Source organism: Nocardia goodfellowii (genome assembly GCF_017875645.1).
Taxonomy (GTDB): Bacteria; Actinomycetota; Actinomycetes; order Mycobacteriales; family Mycobacteriaceae; genus Nocardia; species Nocardia goodfellowii.
In genome coordinates, this window is record NZ_JAGGMR010000001.1 from 7,773,068 (window position 1) to 7,790,122 (window position 17,055).

Here is a 17,055-nt window from a genome sequence, read left to right on the forward strand (position 1 = left end):
TCGAGCGACGTTACGCCGCCCGGGTCCGGAATCGTTCGTTTCCGGCGGTGGCCAGCACACCGACGAGCACGCCGAGCGCCAGGCCCAGCGCGCACATGACGACCGCTTGGGTCAGGCCGGCGTCCGCGCGCGCGTCGAAGTAGAGGATCGATCGGACACCGAGATACACCTGGCGCATCGGCTCGAACGCCGCCAGCACCTGATAGACGCCCGGAGCCGCTTCGATCGGCCGGATGCCGCCCGAGGAGGGAATACCCAGCGCGATGAACAGCAGCAGGTTGATCGGCATCGAGAGGATGCCGAGGATCGGCATTTGGAAGGCCGAGGCCAGCGCGGCGGTCGCCGCCGAGATGCCCAAGGCGGTGACGCCGACGGCGAGCGCCGCGAAAACGCCGAAGCAGTAGAGGGTGAGGTGATGGTCGATCGGCATGCCGAGGCGCGCGGCGATCAGTTGATAACTGCCCGCCATCACCAGTGCGACGACCGCGGCCAGGCCCCACTTGTATCCCAGCACGCGCCACGCGGAGACATCGGGCTTGCCCGCGACCGCGGCATCGACGCCGGCACTGACCAGCACGCTGCCGGTGAATCCGGTGAGCACCAGCAGCAGCGTGTAGTAGAACACCGAGATGCCGTTGCCGGTGCCCGCGGGCAGCGGGCGGTACTGAGTGGTCGAAATTCGCACCGGGTCGGTGAGGGTGACCAGCGCGGCGTCGGACAGCTCGACGCCGTTGGCGCGGGCGCGTTCGGTGGCGTCGACGCCGAGCCGCCGGTTGATGTCGGCCAGGGTCGGCTCGAGCAGTTCGGTGGCCAGTGACGCCCCGACCGCGCCCGCTCGCGGGTTGGTCCGAATCTCGATGACGGGTGGTGTGCCGCGCTCGGCGGCGGGCCGCTCCAGGGCGGTCAACTGTGCGGTGAATTCGGCGGGAATCATGACCGCGCCGTACATATTTCCGAGCGACAGCAGTCGCTCGGCCGCCGCGGTGTCGGTGACCCGCAGCGCGACCCGGCCCGCGAGGGCGTCGGTGACTTCTGCGGCGACCTGCCTGCCGTAAACGCCCTGATCGGCATCGACCAGTACCAGCGGAAAGTCGCGCAGGTGCTGTTCCGAATTGAGGACACTGCCGAGATAGGACACTGCGAGCAGGCTCAGCAATCCCATCGCAACAACCAGTGGAATCGCCCAAGCCGAATGTTTCCGGCCGGCAGACGTGCTCGCATTCGGATCATCGCTCGACGAAGGCACGGCGCCACGCTAACAGCACATGTACAGCAACCTCAGCAGACATGCGCGCGGCACAGACGGCCCCGCCACGACACCATCCCGTCGCCACCGTCGCCGGATCGCCTAGGGTTTTCCGCATGTTCGTGAAGCTGTGCGGCCTGCGCACCGAGGAGGATGTGGTCACCGCGGTGGCGGCCGGGGCGGACGCGGTGGGTTTCGTGCTCACCGCCAGCCCGCGCCGGATTTCGGCCGAGCGGGCGCGGCGACTGGTGGCGGATGTGCCGTCACACGTGCTGTCCGTGGGCGTGGTGCACGGCATTCCAGCGGCCGAGGCCGGTGCGCTGGCACGGGCGTCAGGCGTGGACGCGTTACAGCTGCACGGTTCCTATCCACGGGCGGCCTTCGACGAACTGGCGGGCCTGCGGCTGCTGCGGGCGACCGCGCTGACCGCCGACACGGACGTGCGCACCGGCGCCTACGGCGAGGAGTGGCTGTTGCTCGACTCCCCCGTCGCCGGGTCCGGCGAACGCTGGGATCTAGGAGCGCTCGATGACGCGCGCCCGAGCGGGAATTGGCTGCTCGCGGGCGGACTGACGCCCGCGAATGTGCGCGCGGCGATCGCCGCCGCGCGGCCGTGGGGCGTGGACGTGTCCAGCGGCGTGGAGTCCAGCCGGGGCGTGAAGGACCACAACCTGATGCGCGAGTTCGTGACGGCCGCGCGGCAGCTGCCTCCGGACGGCCGCGCGGCAGCGCCCTCAGGACTCGACGCGGTCCAGTAGCCAGCGCGGACCGACGGTAACGGCCCCCAGCGCCTCGACCCGATCCCGCAGTTCGCGATCCGCGGTCACCACGATGATGGATCGCCTGCTGTCGGCTTCGACCGCTTGTGCCACCACCCGGACGATCGCGTCGTCCCCGGACCCATCGGCCGCCACCACCCGGAGCACATCGGATTCCGGTGCGTCACTGGCGATCGCCGCCTTCGCCGCCCCCTCGAGCACGACCACCACATCGCCGGGATGCTCGGTCAACGTCGCGATCTTCGACAGCAAACGCCGAGCCGCCCCAGCCCGATCCCGCCACCACCCATCGGGTTTGGCGCCCACCACATTCGCCCCGTCCACCACGATCAACTGCGTCCGCTCGTTCGCCACCTCACCAGTGTCCTCGAAACGGACTCGGCGGGTGGCGGCAACGCGTCAGCCGGCGCGGGTGGGGATGTCGGAAAGCGCGGCGCGGCGGCGAAAGGCGTTGACGCGCTTGCCGATCACGCCCTGGTGCGGCGCGAAGAGGTAGACGAGCGTGAAGACGGCGCCCTGAACGAGGACGACCATCGCGCCGGGGGCAGTGTCGAGGTGGTAGCTGAGATAGAGGCCGGTGACCGAGCAGGTGGCCGACACCATGGGCGCGATCAGGAGCATGCGGCCGAAGCGGTCGGTCAGCAGGTAGGCCGTGGCGCCCGGGATGATCAGCATGGCCACCACCAGGATGACGCCGACGGCCTGCAACGCCAGCACCGCGGTCAGCGCCAGCAGCCCCAGCAGCGCCGCACCCAGAATGCGCGGTCGCAGACCCAGGGCGTGCGCGTGGACGGGGTCGAACGCGTAGAGGGTGAAATCGCGTCGCCGGAGAACCAAGGCCACCAAGACGATTGCGGCGAGAATGGCGACTTGCAGCAGTTCGGAACGGCTGACCCCGAGCAGGTTGCCGAAGATGATGTGGTTGAGATCGGTCTGACTCGGCGTCACCGAGACCAGTACCAGCCCGAAGGCGAACAGCGTGGTGAAGACGATCCCGATGGCGGCGTCCTCTTTCACCCGGCTGGTGCTGCGCACGACCCCGATCAGCGCCACGGCGAGGAAACCGAAGAGGACCGCGCCGACCGCGAACGGCGCGCCGACGATGTAGGCCAGTACGACACCCGGCAGCACCGCGTGCGACACCGCGTCACCCATCAGCGACCAGCCGATCAACACCAGCCAGCAGGACAGCACCGCGCACACCACGGCCGTGATCACGCAGGTGATCAGGGCGCGGACCATGAAGTCGTAACCGAGCGGCTCGATCAGGAATTCGGCAGGAGTCATGGTCAACCGGCCTTCGGGAGGTTGTCCGCATCGCGGTCCAGGACGTCGATGCCGAAGGCGCGCGCCAGGTTTTCCGGTCGCAGCACCTCGTGCGGATCGCCGTGGGCCAGCACGCCGCGCATCAGCAGGACCGCGTCGTCGGCGAGGTTCGGCAGCGAGTGCAGATCGTGGGTGGAGATCAGGACCGCCGCGCCGTCAGCCGCCAGTTCTCGCAGCACTCCCGTGATGGTGGCCTCCGAGCGTTTGTCCACACCGGCGAACGGTTCGTCGAGCAACAGGATGGTGGCCCCCTGGGCCAGACCGCGGGCGACGAACGCGCGTTTACGCTGACCGCCCGAGAGCTGCCCGATCTGCCGGTGCGCCAGATCGGTCAGTTCCACGCGTGCCAGAGCGTGGGCCACCGCTTCGCGGTCGGCGCGACGCGGGCGCCGGGTGAATCCCATGTGCCCGTAGCGGCCGGTCATGACGACGTCGTGCACCGAGAGCGGGAAGCTCCAGTCGACGTCCTCGCTCTGCGGGACGTAGCCGAGCTTGCCCGCCCGGCGGGCCGCCGTGTGTGAGCCGCCGTCGATGCGGACGGTCCCGCGATCCGGGTCGGCCAGGCCCATAATGGTTTTGAACAGCGTGGACTTGCCGGAGCCGTTCATGCCGACCAGACCGCAGATCCGGCCGTGCCGCACGGTGATCGAAACATCCTCCAGCGCAAGCACTTCGCCGTAGTGCACGGTGACGGCGTCGACTTCGATCGCGATGGTCATGGTTGCCTGCCTGTCAGCGCGGTGGTGATGGTCTCGGCGTCGTGCCGGATCAGATCCAGATAGGTGGGCACCGGTCCGCCCGCCTCGGAGAGCGAGTCGACGTACAGGGTGCCGCCGAACCGGGTCCCGGTGGCTTCGACGACCCGTTGCATCGGGGCATCGGAGACAGTGGATTCGCAGAACACCGCGGGCACCTTGTTGCCGCGGACGAATTCGATGACCGAGGCGATCTGCTGCGGCGTCGCCTGCTGTTCGGCGTTGACAGCCCACAGGTACTTCTCGGTGAGGCCGGCGTCGCGCGCCAGGTAGGAGAACGCGCCCTCACAGGTGACCAGGGCCCGCTCGTTGGGCGGTAGCACCGCGAGGGTGGTGGTGAGATCGGTGTGCACCTGCCGCAGTTTCGCCTTGTAGGCGTCGCCGTTGGCGCGGAAGTCGGCGGCTTGCGCCGGATCGAGTTTCTCGAACGCGCGCACCATATTGTCCACGTAGATCTGGACGTTCAGCGGGGACATCCAGGCGTGCGGATTCGGTTTGCCCTGGTAGGCGTCCGCACCGATGGCGATCGGGGTGACACCGTCGGTGACCACCGCGTGCTCGACATCCACATCGCCCACGAACTGGGCGAACCAGGCCTCCAGATTCAGCCCGTTGTCCAGGATGAGGTCGGCTCGGGCGGCGGTGCGAATATCGCCGGGGGTCGGCTCGTACCCGTGGATTTCCGCGCCCACCTTGGTGATCGACTCCACCGTCAGGTGCTCTCCGGCGACATTGCGGGCGATATCGGCCAGCACGGTGAAGGTCGTCAGCACCATCGGCTTCCCGTCCCGGGCGGAGTCGCTACCGCAGGCCGTGAGCGCGAAGCAGACGACGATGGTCGCGGCGAGCGCGCGCAACTGGACACGCCGGAAACGATTCCACCAAACCTTCATACGCCTGAATGATAAGTTCGGTTAACCTAACTTACAAGTCCCGGTGTTACGAACAGACCGTCCGGAACGAACCTCAGCCCCGCTACCAGGCATTTACCGGAACCGTCGATCCAAACGTCAGCGCGCGACGATGCCCGCCGCCCGAGCCGCGTGCAACCAGTCGGCGAACTCGCCGAGGAGCCGCTCGTACAGCTCGGCGTCGTCCATCCGGTCGATGTCATCGGCGGTGAAGAAGCCCACGTTGTCGACCACGCGGCCCGCCATCTCGTCGAGATTGCCCAGAACGCCGTAATTGGCCTTGCCCAAGCCGACGAACTGCCAGAACGCGGGCAACCGCGCCGCCTCCCGCATCAACTCGGTGATCTCCCTCTTCTGCTTGAAACCACCGTCGGTGAAGAACAGCACCAGGGTCGGCTCATCGCCGGGCCGGAGCGTGTCGATCACGGTGCGCATGATCGGCAGTTCGTCGTTGCGCAGACCGAGCGGGTCGTACTCGATGCCCCCGTGCGTGCCGGTCAGGTGCAGATAGGTCCGCGACCACTGCTCGCTGCCGGCGACGGTGACATCCGGGAGCTTCGCGAAATGCAGCGCGTAGAGGTAGGCCTCCAGGGTTCCGTCGTCGTCGAGTTGTATCGCGATCGGAATCATCCGATCGACCACCCGGTGCACGACCTCGGTGTGGTACTGCTTGGCGATACTGCCGGTCTTGTCGATCACCAGGACGACCCGGGCGCGGACGTCACGGACGTTGCGACTGTGCAACACCTCCACCACCGCGCGTTTGCGCAGATCGAGTCGACCGCGCCGCTCCGGAGACAGTTCGGCTTCGCCTGGCACGGTACGGATTTCGACTGTTTCGGGTCCCTCGTCATCGACGCTGATGCCGTGATCGGTGACGAAGTCGGCGAAACCGCCCGCGTACCCCTGGCCGACGGCCCGCACCTTCCAGCCGGGATCACGGCGGTAGAACTCGAGTGCGATGACCACCGATTCCGCGCCCAGCCCTTCGATCCGGTAGTCGTACAGCACGTTTCCGGCCGCATCCTCGACGGTGACGGCCGGTGCGCCGAACTGCCCGAAGGTGGCGCCGGCATCCGCCGAGGTGAGCACCGCGCGCACCTGCGCGATGTCGGCGGGCACCTCGTCCAGCGAAACGTCCAGCGCCGCGGACGGTCCCGCGCGCAGCTCGACGCCCGGCGCGGCCGGTTGATTGAAGAACACGAAATCCGCGTCGGAGCGCGCCTTGCCCGACGCGATCACCAAGAGCGCCGACAGGTCCGTGGCCGCGTCCGTCCGGACCGACACCACCACCCGGGACGTTGCCAAGGGGGCGTTCTGCCCTTTGCGCAGTACGTTGCTCACCGACATTCTCCGATCGCGATCGCGCCAGCGTAGGCCAGTGCCGCCGAGCCCGCTATCGGTGCCGCAAGAGGCGGTCCTACCGAGCGGGACTGGTGCTTGACCGGCGACGGTTCGGCTGCCACCTTGTCGGAAACTCGGGTGACCCTGGGCCCGAGGGGTTTTCGGATCGGAGCGTGCTCGATGGGATTTTTGCAGCCCGACCTTCCGGTGGTCGACCTGGTGGAGTGGCGGAAGGGCACCCGGGGGGAGCGGATTCGGCCGATGGCTCGGCACTGGGCCGAGGTCGGATTCGGAACGCCGATCGCTTTGCATCTGTTCTACGTGGGCAAGGTGCTGCTGTATGTGCTCGGCGCCTGGCTGATCGCGTTGTCCACCAAGGGCATCGACGGGTTCACCCAGGTCGGGGACTGGTGGTCGGAGCCGATCGTCTTCCAGAAAGTCGTGTTGTACACGCTGCTGTTCGAGGTGGTCGGCCTCGGATGCGGGTTCGGTCCGTTGAACAACCGGTTCTTTCCGCCGCTGGGATCGATCCTGTATTGGTTGCGGCCCGGCACGATTCGGCTGCCATCCTGGCCCGGTCGGGTGCCGCTGACCAAGGGCGACACCCGAACACCGGTGGACGCCGTGCTGTACGCGGCGCTGCTGGCGGTGACCGCGGTGACGCTGTTCGCCGACGGCACCGGTGCGCGCCCGGAACTGGACACGACGGTGGGGCTGCTGCCGGTGGCTCCGGTCGTGGTGATCCTGGCCCTGCTCGCGGTCCTCGGGCTGCGGGACAAGGTGATCTTCCTGGCCGCGCGCGGCGAGGTGTACGCCACGCTGACGGTCGCGTTCCTGTTCGGTGCGGATCTCATCGTCGCCGCGAAGCTGGTTTTCGTGGTGATCTGGATGGGCGCGGCGACCTCGAAACTGAACAAGCACTTCCCGTTCGTGGTCTCGACGTTGATGTCGAACAGTCCGGTGCTGCGGTGGAAGCCGTTGAAGCGCAAGTTTTTCGAGAGTTTCCCGGATGATCTGCGCCCCGGCCGCTGGTCCCGGGTGGTCGCGCACAGCGGCACGGCGGTCGAGATGCTCGCTCCCCTGGTGCTGTTGTTCAGCCCCGGCGGCCTGCCCACGGCGATCGCGGCCGCCGTACTGGTGCTGTTCCATCTGATGATCCTGACGGCCATCCCGATGGGCGTGCCGCTGGAGTGGAACGTCTTCATGATCTTCGGCGTGCTGAGTTTGTTCGTCGCGCATGCCGATCTTGGGCTGGGCGATCTCCAGTATCCGCTGCCGGTGGCGCTGTTGATCGTGCTGATCGCGGGCATCGTGCTCGCGGGCAACATGTTCCCGCGCAAGATCTCCTTCCTGCCCGGCATGCGCTACTACGCCGGTAACTGGGATACCACCCTGTGGTGCGTCAAGCCCTCGGCCGCCGCGAAGATCGAGCAGAACCTGGTCGCGGTGGCCAGCATGCCGCAGGCCCAGCTGGCACGCTTCTACGGCAAGGACCGCATGGAGATCCCGCTGTTCATGGGATATGCCTTCCGCGCCATGAACACCCACGGCCGCGCCCTGTTCACCCTCGTGCACCGCGCCATGGCCGACGGCGACGAGTCCGACTATGTCCTCACCGACGGCGAACGTCTGTGCAGCACCGCCGTCGGCTGGAACTTCGGCGACGGCCACATGCACAACGAGCAACTCATCGCCGCCATGCAGCGCCGGTGCCATTTCGAACCGGGCGAGGTGCGCGTCGTCCTGCTCGACGCGCAGCCGATCCATCGAGGGACGCAACAGTATCGGCTGGTGGACGCCGCCACCGGCGAATTCGAGCGCGGTGAGGTCCGCGTCGCCGACATGGTCACCCGGCAACCGTGGCAGGACGATGTCCCGGTACGCGTGCTATCCGATCCAGGCGCCGACCGCGAGGAACAGGCACGTGAGCGCGAACAGGATGCCCAGTAGCGGGGCGACGAATCGCACGTAGCGGTCGTAGCGAACCTTCGCCAGGGCGAGACCGCCGGTGACCACGGCGGTGGTCGGGGTGACCAGGTTGGCCCAGCCGGAGGCGGACTGCCAGGCGGTGACCACCAGGGAGCGCGGCACATTCGCGAAGTCCGCGAGCGGGGCCATGACCGGCATGGCGAGGGTGGCGTGGCCGGAAGTGGACGGGATCAGCAGGGCCAGTGGAATGTTCACCAGGTAGACGGCGATGGCGAACAGGGCCGAGGAGGTGCCGGTGACCACGCCCTCCAGGGCGTGCAGGACGGTGCTGGTGATCTGGGTGTTGTTCATGATGACGGTGACGCCGCGAGCCAGGACGATCACGAGGCCGGCCCCGACGAAATCGCTGAAGCCCTTGCCGATGGCCTCGGTCATCCGGGCCTCCCCCAGGCCGCCGACGAGTCCGGCCAGCACCGCGCCGACCAGGAACAGCGCGGTGAGTTCGGGAAAGAACCAATCCAGTTGCCAGGCGAAGGATTCCGCTTCCGGTCCGTGGATGACCTCGGCCCAGGGAATGATCGAGAAGATCATGAACGCGAAGGTGAGCGCGACCAGCCACAGCACGACGCGCTGCCGGCCGGTCATCGGATCCGGTTGGTGCTCATCGGCTTTCACGTCCCGGTCGCCGGGCAGCCAGCCGGACCAGGACTTGTCCGGATCCGCCTGGACGCGGCGCGCGTACCAGAGCACATAGGCGATGGTGGCGGTGGTGAGCACCACGAGCATGGCCAGGCGCAGCACGATGCCCTGACCCAGCGGAATTTCCGCCGCCGCGGACGCGGTGCCGGTCGCGAAGGGATTCACCGTCGAGCACAGCACGCCCACCCCGGCCCCGCAGATGATCACGCCGACGGCGGTCATCCGGTCGTAGCCCAGCGCCAACATGAGCGGTATGAGCAGCGCGTAGAAGCCGAGGGTTTCCTCGGCGAACCCTTCGACGGTGCCCGCGAGCGCGAACACCACCATGATGCCGATGATCAACAGCAGGGTGCGGCTGCGCAGGCGGTAGGCCAAGGCGCCGATGCCGCGGTCCAGCGCACCGGTGGCAAAGGCGACGGTGATGAACGCGCCGGTGGCGAGCACGAACAGGAATACCGCCGCCGCGCCGTAGAGTTCGCCGGTCAGGTCCGGACCGACCTGCCCGGACTCGCTGTCCTGAATGCCGTAGAGCCCGTTGACCGGCGCGAGGAACAGCTCGCGCAGCCGCGCACCGAAACTCTTCGTCTCCGCGAGCCGGTGGTAGCTGCCCGCGATCGGCCGGCCTTGCGCATCGGTGCGGTAGGCGCCCGGCGGAATGAGGAAGGCCAGCAGCCACACCGCCAGCAGCACGCCCGCGAGGATCGTGAATGTGGAAGGGAAGGACCGCTTCTTCTCGTGCTCGGGTGCGGCGGTCGACGGTTCGGTCACGCGCGCATCCGCTCGGCGAACAGGTGGAAGAACTCGGCCTCGGCCAGTGCGACATTGCGCAATTCGCTCAGCAGCACACGTTCGTCGAAGCCGTGCATGTTGCAGCCGGCGTCCTCGGTGCCGAGCAACAGGATTTCGGCGCCCGGGTTCGCCGCGGCCAGCGCGTTGGTCAGCGGGATGGAACCGCCCGTGGCCGAGTCGACGACCTCCGTGCCCCAGGCGCGGCGCATGGCTGCGCGCATGGCGGCGTAGGCGGGTCCGCTGGTGCCGGCCGCGAAGCCCGCGCCGACTTCGCCCCCGGTGACCTGCAATTCGATGCCGTACGGCCGCACTTTCCGCAGATGCTCGATGACGGCCTGCCTGCCTTCGGCGGGATCCTGTTCGGGGTGTACACGCACGTTCAGCGCGGCTTTGGCGTAGGGCACGACAGCCGAGGCGGCGGTGGCGGTCGGCGGTGCGTCCAGTCCGATGACGGTGATGGCCGGGCCGTACCAGATGCGTTCACCGATGGGCCCGGTGCCGAGCAACGGCATACCCGGTTCCACGCCCGCGATCGTCGCGAATTCCGCTTCGGTGAAGTTGACGCCCGTCCACGTGTCGCGCCGCAGACCGGGGACCGCCACGTTGCCGTCCGCGTCGTGCAGCGTGGTCAGCGCGGCCATCAGTGCCAGCAGCGCGTCCGGTGCCGCGCCGCCGAATTGGCCGGAGTGCACGGGGGCCGCGAGTGTGCGCACCTCGACGAAGACGTCGGTGACGCCACGCAGTGCGGTGGTCAAGGTCGGCGTGCCCACCCGGATATTGCCCGTGTCGCAGATCAGCAGGGCGTCGGCCTGGAAGAGTTCGGGATGCTCGGCCGGGTAACCGTCGAGCACCGAACCGTATTCCTCCTGGCCTTCGATGACGACGGTGATGCCGACCGGCGGCCGACCGCCGTGCGCTCGCAGCGCGCCGATGTGCGCGATCACGTTGGACTTGCAGTCCGCGGCGCCGCGGCCGTAGATCGCGCCGTCCCGCTCGGTGGGCGTGAAAGGCGGTGTATCCCAGCGCGATTCGTCTCCGGCGGGCTGCACATCATAGTGCCCGTACAACAGCACCGTCGGCGCGCCGGGCGGGGCCGGGATCCGGCCGTAGACGACCGGGGCGGTGTCCGGCAGTTCCAGCGTTCGGATGTCCTCGACACCGGACTTCCGCAACTCAGCGGCTACGAAATCGTGCGCTCGCCGCACGTTCTCGGGCGGATAGCCGGGGAAGGCGATCGACGGTATCGCGACCAGTTGTTTCAGGAGGTGTGTCAGGTCCGGCCGCAGAGCGTCGACAATGCCAGGAAGGTCCCCGCGCGGAGTCATGCGCCCATGCAACCATCCGAGATGCCGTCATCAGTTATGCGCTGGCCACCTTTATCCAATGGAGACCCGAAACCGGTCGCACCCCGATCCGGGCGGGACCGGCATAGAGTTCAAAGGTGACCAGCAATCCGTTCTTCGAGCCCAGCACGCTCCCCTACCAGCTGCCGCCGTTCGCGGACATCCGCGAGGAGCACTACCTGCCCGCTTTCCAGCGCGGTATGAGCGAGCAGCTGGCCGAGATCGAAGCCCTCACCGCCGGTACGGACGCGCCCACCGTCGCGAATACCCTGGCGGCGCTGGAACGTTCGGGCACGATGCTGACCCGGGTGAGCAATGTCTTCTTCAATATCGCCGGCGCGAATTCCACCCCGGGCACCGACGCGATCGAGGCGGAGATCTCCCCGAAACTGGCCGCGCACCGGGACGCCATCCTGCTGAACCCGGACTTGTTCGCCCGGATCGAAACGCTCTACGAGCAGCGGCACGACCTCGGATTGAACCCGGAGGAGCTGCGCCTGGTGCAGGAGCAGTACACCAGGTTCGTGCGGGCCGGGGCCCGGCTCGACGCCGCCGGTCAAGCCAGGCTTCGTGAGTTGAACGCCGAACTGGCCGCCGCGGCAACCGAATTCGGGCAGAACAATCTGGCCGCGATGAACGCGGCGACCCTGCTGCTGGATCGAGCCGAAGAGCTGGCCGGGCTCGCACCGGCGGACATCGCGGCGGCCGCGGCCAACGCGGAATCCCTGGGCCATCCGGGCAAATGGGCGCTCAGCCTGCAGAACGTGTCGAACCAGCCGATCCTGGCCGAGCTGGCCGACCGGGACGTGCGCCGCCGGATGCTGACCGTCTCCCTCGGCCGCGGGTTCGGCGAACAGCCCAATGCCGCGCTCGCCGTACGCATTACCGGGCTGCGGGCCGAGCGCGCCGCACTCCTCGGCTATGCCGATCACGCCGCCTACCAGGTGGAGGATCAGACGGCGAAAACCACCGCGGCGGTCGAGGACATGCTCGCCCAATTGGTTCCGCCGGCCGTCGCCAACGCCGAACGCGAGCAGGCTCAGCTGGCGGCGGCGATGCGCGCCGCCGACCCCGACGCCGGCGACCTGCGGGCCTGGGATTGGCTGTACTGGTCGGAAAAGGTTCGCGCGCAACAGTTCTCCTTCGACGCCGAGGCCCTGCGGCCCTACCTCGAATTGGACCGGGTGCTGCACGACGGCGTGTTCTATGCCGCGCAGCAGGTCTACGGCATCACCGTGCGGGAGCGGACCGACCTCGTCGGCTACCACCCGGAGGTCCGGATCTTCGAGGTCTTCGACGCCGACGGCAGCGAACTCGGCCTGTTCCTCGGCGACTTCTTCAAGCGTCCGGCAAAACGCGGCGGCGCCTGGATGAACGAGCTGGTCAGTCAGTCCGGCCTTTTCGGCACCAAGGCCGTGGTGGTCAACAATCTCAATATCACCAAACCCTCCCCCGGTCAGCCCGCCCTGTTGACCTGGGACAACGTCCGCACTCTGTTCCACGAGTTCGGCCACGCCCTGCACGGGCTGTTCTCGAACGTGCGGTATCCGAGCTTCTCCGGCACCGAGGTGCCCCGCGATTTCGTCGAGTTCCCGTCTCAGGTGAACGAGATGTGGATGGCGCGCCCGGAGATCCTGCCGCACTACGCCAAGCACGTGGAGACCGGCGAGCCGATTCCGGCCGAACTGATCGAGCGGATGACAGCGGCCGAACAGTTCGGCGAAGGCTTCCGCACCGTCGAATATCTCGGCGCGGCGCTGCTGGATTGGGCGTGGCACCGCATCTCGGCCCCGGTGCGGACCACAGCCGAGGTCTTCGAGGCCGAAGCGCTGCGCACAGCGGGCGTTGCCCTCGACGCGATCCCACCCCGGTACCGCACCGGGTACTTCGCCCACATCTTCTCCGGCGGCTATTCGGCCGGGTACTACTCCTATATCTGGAGCGAGGTGCTCGACGCCGACACCGTCGATTGGTTCGAGGACGGCGAGGCGACGATTCGGGAGAAGGGCGAAATCTTCCGGCGCGCACTGCTGTCGCGCGGTGGTTCGGTGGATCCGATGGCCGCCTTCGCCTCCTTCCGCGGCCGCGGCCCCGATATCCGGCCCTTGCTGAAGCGGCGCGGTCTGCTGACGGACAGCTGACCGTACTCGCCCGCTTCAGCGAGTTTCACCGGCCAGGGACGATCGGTCGGTTATCTTGGCGGCGCGGTCGGAGGGGGCTCGGTGGACCGCCTGACAGCGAGGTAGGCAATGAACAGCATCGACAAAGTCGGAACCGCACTGGCCGTCGCGGCCTTCGCCGTCCTCACCACCGCCACCGCGCCGAGCGCGAGCGCCGCGCCGGTGTGCCCCGGCGGCGGCCAGCCCGCGGTGCAGGTCGCCGCGATACCCGGCGCCGCATTGGAAGGGCTGACCGTCGACGCGCTCGGACGGGCCTATACGACCGATCTGGGCAGTGGACGGGTGTATCGCATCGACGCGCCCGGAGCGCCCGCGGTGCCCATCGCGACGGTGCCCAGCGGCGGTGGCGGCGCCCTCGCGTGGAGCCCGGACGGTGCGCTGCTGGTCGGCTACGGCGCCGACCCGCGGGTCATCGCCGGGGACAGTCTGCGCCATGCCGGGATCGTGCGGCTCGATCCCGACACGGGCGCGATGTCCCCGTTCGCGGCCGGGCTCAGTGCCGCCAACGGCATGGATGTCGCGGCGGACGGAATCGTCTACGCCACCAACGACTTCGGCAGTCTGGTCGGCCGGGTGTACCCGGGCGGGGCGGTGCAGGCGGATTGGGCGAACCTGCCGAGCGCGAACGGTGCGGTGCTGAGTTCCGACGATCAATTCCTCTACGTCTCCCGGACCTTCGTCAACCCGGGGGTGAGCCGGATACCCGTCGGCCGCCCGGACGCACCGCAGTCCCTGCTCGACCTGGGCGGCGCAGCACCGGATGGCCTGACCTTGGATTCGATGGACCGGCCGGTGGTGCCGCTCAATACCTCCGGTCAGATCATCCGGGTCGACGGCCCCGGCCAGTCCTGCCTGCTGGGCACCTCCGGCACGATGACCAGCGTGGTCAGCTACGGGCGCGGCAGCACCGGTTTCGCGGCGGGCCGGCTCTTCGGCGCGACCTTCACCGGCGCGATCTTCGAGATCCCGGGCGGCTTCGACCCGAATGCCCGCACCGCGACACCGTGATCATTACGCAGGCCTGAGCATTCAGGCCTGCGTGTCCGGCCAGACGGGTGAACGGCCGAGCATGGCGACGATCGAGTCGAGGGCAGGAGCATCCGGCCAGGGCACTTCGGGTCCGAAGGCAGCACCCGGAGCCACCCGGATCGCACCGCCGGGCACCGCGGCGGCGATCTGCCGGGCGGTGGCCAGGACCTCGTCGTCGAAGTGCACCGGGAAGCCCAGTGTCTTCGCCACGTCCCAGGAATGGACCACATAGTCGACGAGGTGGAAGCCGATCGCCTGCGCTCCGGCGACCTGGACGTCGGCGCCGAACTCCGGTAGCGGGAACTTCCGGTCCAGCACCCCGGGTTCGGCGAACGCCGCGCGGACATGTTCGGCGGCGGCGCGGTAGCTTTCGGCGGGGTCGGCGCCGAGGCGGCGTGACTTCCACAGCTCGAGGTCGGCCTGGCCTCGCGCGGCCGCCGCGAATCCGTAGTGCTGGGCGATCATGTGGGTGAGCAGGCCGTGCAGGGTCCAGTCCGCGCACGGGGTGGGCTTGGACAGGTCCGCTCCGGTGACCTCGTCGACCACGTCGATGCTGGTCTGGATGACCCGGGCGTGCAGGGTGAGCAGATCGGCCTGAAGCTTCGAATCCGTTGTCACGGTATCCCTTTCGTTTCGGCGCGGATCGCCGTCATCCATGATCGTACGCTATCGCATACGATACGCAAGCGCTTATCATTTGTTCAGGCAGTATTTTCTAGCCATGGAGGAAATCCGCCGTCCCGACCTGGCCGCGATGATCGGACCGCTCGGCCGTGCGCTGATGGCCGCGGAAATGCCGATACTCGAGCGGCACGGGCTGTCGATGTGGGGTTACGCCGTACTGCTCGGGCTCGACACCGAACCCGTGTACACCCAGGCCGCGCTCGCCAAAGCCATCGGCGCCGACAAGACCCGCATCATCGGCGTGCTGGACGAACTACAGCACCGCGGGTTGATCGAGCGCCGCCCGGACCCGGCCGATCGACGGGTGAACCTGGTCGCGCTGACCCCGGCGGGACGCACCGTCCGCGACCGGGCCCAGCGCGAGATCCAGCAGGGGGAGGAAACTCTGCTGGCTCAACTCACACCCGCCGATCGGAAGGCTTTCCTGCGCGCGCTGCGAACGCTCGCCGCGAGCGTCGTGGACTGACGCTCAGCCGCCGAAACTGCCAGTCGGCAAGCCGGGCCCGCTGCCCAGTCGGGCCAGCACCTGGCCCGCCATCGCCTGATGCCCCAGGCTGTTCGGATGAATCGTGCGGCCGTCGCTTCCGGCCACCACCTGCGCGCCGTTGATCCAGCGCTGCGCGGCGGGCTGGCACATGTCGTGCCCGGTGGTGGCGGCCTCGGTGTCGACGTAGGTGACCCGATCCCCCGCATGCCCAGCCAGCATGGCGTTCAGCCCCTCGATCACGGTATCTCGCGCCCACGCCAGATCCTCCGCCGCGAACGGCTGCACTCCCGTGCAACTGGCTTCGTTGTCGGGGACGATCTTCGGATAGCCGACGAGCAGGATCCGCGCCTTGGGCGCGCGCTCGCGCACGGTGTCGAGCAGATTGCCGACGGCAGTGCCCGCCTTGGCGATTCGCTCGGGCATATCCGGATACTTGTCGCGACACCCGGCTCCGCCGGTGAGGATCACGCAACTACGCACGATGTCGCCGAAACCGATGTCGTTGCCGGAGATGCCGAGTGTGACGATCTCGGTGTTCGCGCCGACCGCCGACATCTGGACGGCCGCGACATCGGAGGTGGTCGCCCCGCCACAGGTGACATCGGTGAGCAGGTAGCCCTGCCGGGCCGCCACCAGGTGCGCGTAGTTCTTGTCGGACCGGTCGCAGGCCGGGTCGATGACGGTGGGAATCCCGACGCCGGCCGCGTACGAATCGCCCAGCGCCACATACGCTTCTCCGGCCGCCTGGGCCGGTGCCGCCGAGGCCGTCATCATCGCGGCGATCGCCAATACGGGTAAGCAGTGCTGCACCTTCACGAAAGCTCCTCATCCTCGATCCGTCCCGGAAAGGACGTGGTCGCCAGGATCACACCCGAGCGAAGAGGACACAAGGGGCGGCTCGCTATCCGGTACGGCGGCCCTGGCGGAAATCGAGGCTTTCGATGCGGGCGTATTCGAGGCCGGTGGCCGGGTTACTGCTGCGCAGCGGGGCTTGCAGGGCGCAGCGGCAGGCAGCGGGCTCGGCGACGGATTGGGCGCCGGGTTGGGCGCCGAAGCGGAGGGGACGGGTCATCCGGTAGCGGGCGCCGCCGGTCGGCGCGCCCACCTGGGTAGTACCTTGCCGCGGGGGTGGGAATTCCGGTAAATGGGCGGTCCATTCGGCCGGCTCGAGCGTGCTGAAGCGGAAGGGGCCGGGGCAGTCGCCGCATCGTTCGAAGGTGATGTCCATCCCCTGTCGCCACACTTCGATCAGGCCGGCGCCGTCCGGAGCCAGCGCGAGGATGCCGTTCGGGCCGGGGTCGGCATCGGGCTGCCTCAGCGTGACCTTCCCGAACTTCGGATGCGCGGCCTCGGCGACGAAGCCGGAGACCTGCAAACTCACGAAATCGGTACCGCCGGACAGTATTTTCACCACCCGCGAGCCGATGAAGTCGAGCTTCGGCAGCGGCGGCGGCAGATTCACAACCAGCGTGCCGCCGAAGCCGTCGAGGCTCATCGTGACCGTCTGCCCGGCTTCCGGCGGGAGCGCCAGCAAACCGGGCTGCGCGAGCGCGC

General features: G+C 68.2%; 16 protein-coding genes. 5 read left to right on the plus strand and 11 right to left on the minus strand.

Annotated features, from left to right (window positions below; all coding sequences use genetic code 11):
* Nucleotides 1–10: 10 nt before the first annotated feature.
* Complete coding sequence (locus tag BJ987_RS36035; RefSeq protein ID WP_209897487.1) at nucleotides 11–1,162, minus strand: YhgE/Pip domain-containing protein; 1,152 nt, start codon at nucleotides 1,160–1,162, stop codon at nucleotides 11–13.
* Nucleotides 1,163–1,362: 200 nt separating this feature from the next.
* Here BJ987_RS36035 and BJ987_RS36040 point away from each other — a divergent pair, with 200 nt between their 5' ends.
* Nucleotides 1,363–2,004, plus strand: coding sequence for a phosphoribosylanthranilate isomerase (locus BJ987_RS36040; protein ID WP_209897488.1), 642 nt, complete (start codon nucleotides 1,363–1,365; stop codon nucleotides 2,002–2,004).
* On the opposite strand, the gene BJ987_RS36045 is transcribed toward BJ987_RS36040, so the two are convergent.
* From BJ987_RS36045 to BJ987_RS36065, 5 genes are all read right to left on the minus strand, one after another.
* The gene (locus BJ987_RS36045) at nucleotides 1,981–2,379 is read right to left on the minus strand and encodes an NYN domain-containing protein (RefSeq protein ID WP_209897489.1); all 399 of its coding nucleotides are present in this window, start codon (nucleotides 2,377–2,379) and stop codon (nucleotides 1,981–1,983) included. The genes BJ987_RS36040 and BJ987_RS36045 overlap by 24 nt on opposite strands.
* A 45-nt stretch (nucleotides 2,380–2,424) precedes the next feature.
* Nucleotides 2,425–3,312 (minus strand): metal ABC transporter permease, encoded by an 888-nt coding sequence (locus BJ987_RS36050; protein ID WP_209897490.1) that lies wholly within the window; start codon nucleotides 3,310–3,312, stop codon nucleotides 2,425–2,427.
* 2 nt (nucleotides 3,313–3,314) lie between these two features.
* Nucleotides 3,315–4,070, minus strand: coding sequence for a metal ABC transporter ATP-binding protein (locus BJ987_RS36055; RefSeq protein ID WP_209897491.1), 756 nt, complete (start codon nucleotides 4,068–4,070; stop codon nucleotides 3,315–3,317).
* Nucleotides 4,067–4,999, minus strand: a complete 933-nt coding sequence (locus BJ987_RS36060) for a metal ABC transporter substrate-binding protein (protein WP_245366287.1) — start codon at nucleotides 4,997–4,999, stop codon at nucleotides 4,067–4,069. The genes BJ987_RS36055 and BJ987_RS36060 overlap by 4 nt, the downstream gene beginning before the upstream one ends.
* Before the next feature lie 117 nt (nucleotides 5,000–5,116).
* A complete protein-coding gene (locus BJ987_RS36065) occupies nucleotides 5,117–6,361 on the minus strand; it encodes a vWA domain-containing protein (RefSeq protein ID WP_209897492.1) in 1,245 nt (414 codons plus the stop codon).
* Between the two features lie 180 nt (nucleotides 6,362–6,541).
* On the opposite strand from BJ987_RS36065, the gene BJ987_RS36070 reads away from it, so the two are divergent.
* A complete protein-coding gene (locus BJ987_RS36070; RefSeq protein WP_209897493.1) occupies nucleotides 6,542–8,311 on the plus strand; it encodes a DUF3556 domain-containing protein in 1,770 nt (589 codons plus the stop codon).
* On the opposite strand, the gene BJ987_RS36075 is transcribed toward BJ987_RS36070, so the two are convergent.
* Both BJ987_RS36075 and BJ987_RS36080 read right to left on the minus strand, forming a co-directional pair.
* Nucleotides 8,249–9,757: a YfcC family protein gene (locus tag BJ987_RS36075; protein ID WP_209897494.1), complete on the minus strand. Its 1,509-nt coding sequence runs from the start codon at nucleotides 9,755–9,757 to the stop codon at nucleotides 8,249–8,251. The two genes, BJ987_RS36070 and BJ987_RS36075, sit on opposite strands and share 63 nt — an antisense overlap.
* Nucleotides 9,754–11,103: a M20/M25/M40 family metallo-hydrolase gene (locus tag BJ987_RS36080; protein WP_209897495.1), complete on the minus strand. Its 1,350-nt coding sequence runs from the start codon at nucleotides 11,101–11,103 to the stop codon at nucleotides 9,754–9,756. Before BJ987_RS36080 ends, BJ987_RS36075 begins: the two co-directional genes overlap by 4 nt.
* A gap of 116 nt (nucleotides 11,104–11,219) precedes the next feature.
* Here BJ987_RS36080 and BJ987_RS36085 point away from each other — a divergent pair, with 116 nt between their 5' ends.
* Together BJ987_RS36085 and BJ987_RS36090 are read left to right on the plus strand one after the other, a co-directional pair.
* A complete protein-coding gene (locus tag BJ987_RS36085; protein WP_209897496.1) occupies nucleotides 11,220–13,262 on the plus strand; it encodes a M3 family metallopeptidase in 2,043 nt (680 codons plus the stop codon).
* Nucleotides 13,263–13,370: 108 nt separating this feature from the next.
* Complete coding sequence (locus BJ987_RS36090; protein ID WP_209897497.1) at nucleotides 13,371–14,309, plus strand: SMP-30/gluconolactonase/LRE family protein; 939 nt, start codon at nucleotides 13,371–13,373, stop codon at nucleotides 14,307–14,309.
* A 21-nt stretch (nucleotides 14,310–14,330) separates the two neighbouring features.
* On the opposite strand, the gene BJ987_RS36095 is transcribed toward BJ987_RS36090, so the two are convergent.
* The gene (locus BJ987_RS36095) at nucleotides 14,331–14,948 is read right to left on the minus strand and encodes a TIGR03086 family metal-binding protein (RefSeq protein ID WP_307869861.1); all 618 of its coding nucleotides are present in this window, start codon (nucleotides 14,946–14,948) and stop codon (nucleotides 14,331–14,333) included.
* Nucleotides 14,949–15,051: 103 nt separating this feature from the next.
* Between BJ987_RS36095 and BJ987_RS36100 the strand changes: the two genes are divergently transcribed.
* A complete protein-coding gene (locus BJ987_RS36100; protein WP_209897499.1) occupies nucleotides 15,052–15,480 on the plus strand; it encodes a MarR family winged helix-turn-helix transcriptional regulator in 429 nt (142 codons plus the stop codon).
* 3 nt (nucleotides 15,481–15,483) lie between these two features.
* Here BJ987_RS36100 and BJ987_RS36105 read toward each other — a convergent pair whose 3' ends face one another.
* Complete coding sequence (locus tag BJ987_RS36105) at nucleotides 15,484–16,317, minus strand: SGNH/GDSL hydrolase family protein (protein WP_209897500.1); 834 nt, start codon at nucleotides 16,315–16,317, stop codon at nucleotides 15,484–15,486.
* An 85-nt stretch (nucleotides 16,318–16,402) separates the two neighbouring features.
* The gene (locus tag BJ987_RS36110) at nucleotides 16,403–16,996 is read right to left on the minus strand and encodes a hypothetical protein (protein ID WP_209897501.1); all 594 of its coding nucleotides are present in this window, start codon (nucleotides 16,994–16,996) and stop codon (nucleotides 16,403–16,405) included.
* Nucleotides 16,997–17,055 lie beyond the last annotated feature (59 nt).

Coding starts and splice junctions, on each gene's coding strand:
- BJ987_RS36035 (WP_209897487.1), bottom strand. CDS start 1,162: ATGGGATTGCTGAGCCTGCTCGCAGTGTCCTATCTCGGCAGTGTCCTC.
- BJ987_RS36040 (WP_209897488.1), top strand. CDS start 1,363: ATGTTCGTGAAGCTGTGCGGCCTGCGCACCGAGGAGGATGTGGTCACC.
- BJ987_RS36050 (WP_209897490.1), bottom strand. CDS start 3,312: ATGACTCCTGCCGAATTCCTGATCGAGCCGCTCGGTTACGACTTCATG.
- BJ987_RS36055 (WP_209897491.1), bottom strand. CDS start 4,070: ATGACCATCGCGATCGAAGTCGACGCCGTCACCGTGCACTACGGCGAA.
- BJ987_RS36060 (WP_245366287.1), bottom strand. CDS start 4,999: ATGAAGGTTTGGTGGAATCGTTTCCGGCGTGTCCAGTTGCGCGCGCTC.
- BJ987_RS36070 (WP_209897493.1), top strand. CDS start 6,542: ATGGGATTTTTGCAGCCCGACCTTCCGGTGGTCGACCTGGTGGAGTGG.
- BJ987_RS36080 (WP_209897495.1), bottom strand. CDS start 11,103: ATGACTCCGCGCGGGGACCTTCCTGGCATTGTCGACGCTCTGCGGCCG.
- BJ987_RS36090 (WP_209897497.1), top strand. CDS start 13,371: ATGAACAGCATCGACAAAGTCGGAACCGCACTGGCCGTCGCGGCCTTC.
- BJ987_RS36100 (WP_209897499.1), top strand. CDS start 15,052: ATGGAGGAAATCCGCCGTCCCGACCTGGCCGCGATGATCGGACCGCTC.
- BJ987_RS36110 (WP_209897501.1), bottom strand. CDS start 16,996: ATGAGCCTCGACGGCTTCGGCGGCACGCTGGTTGTGAATCTGCCGCCG.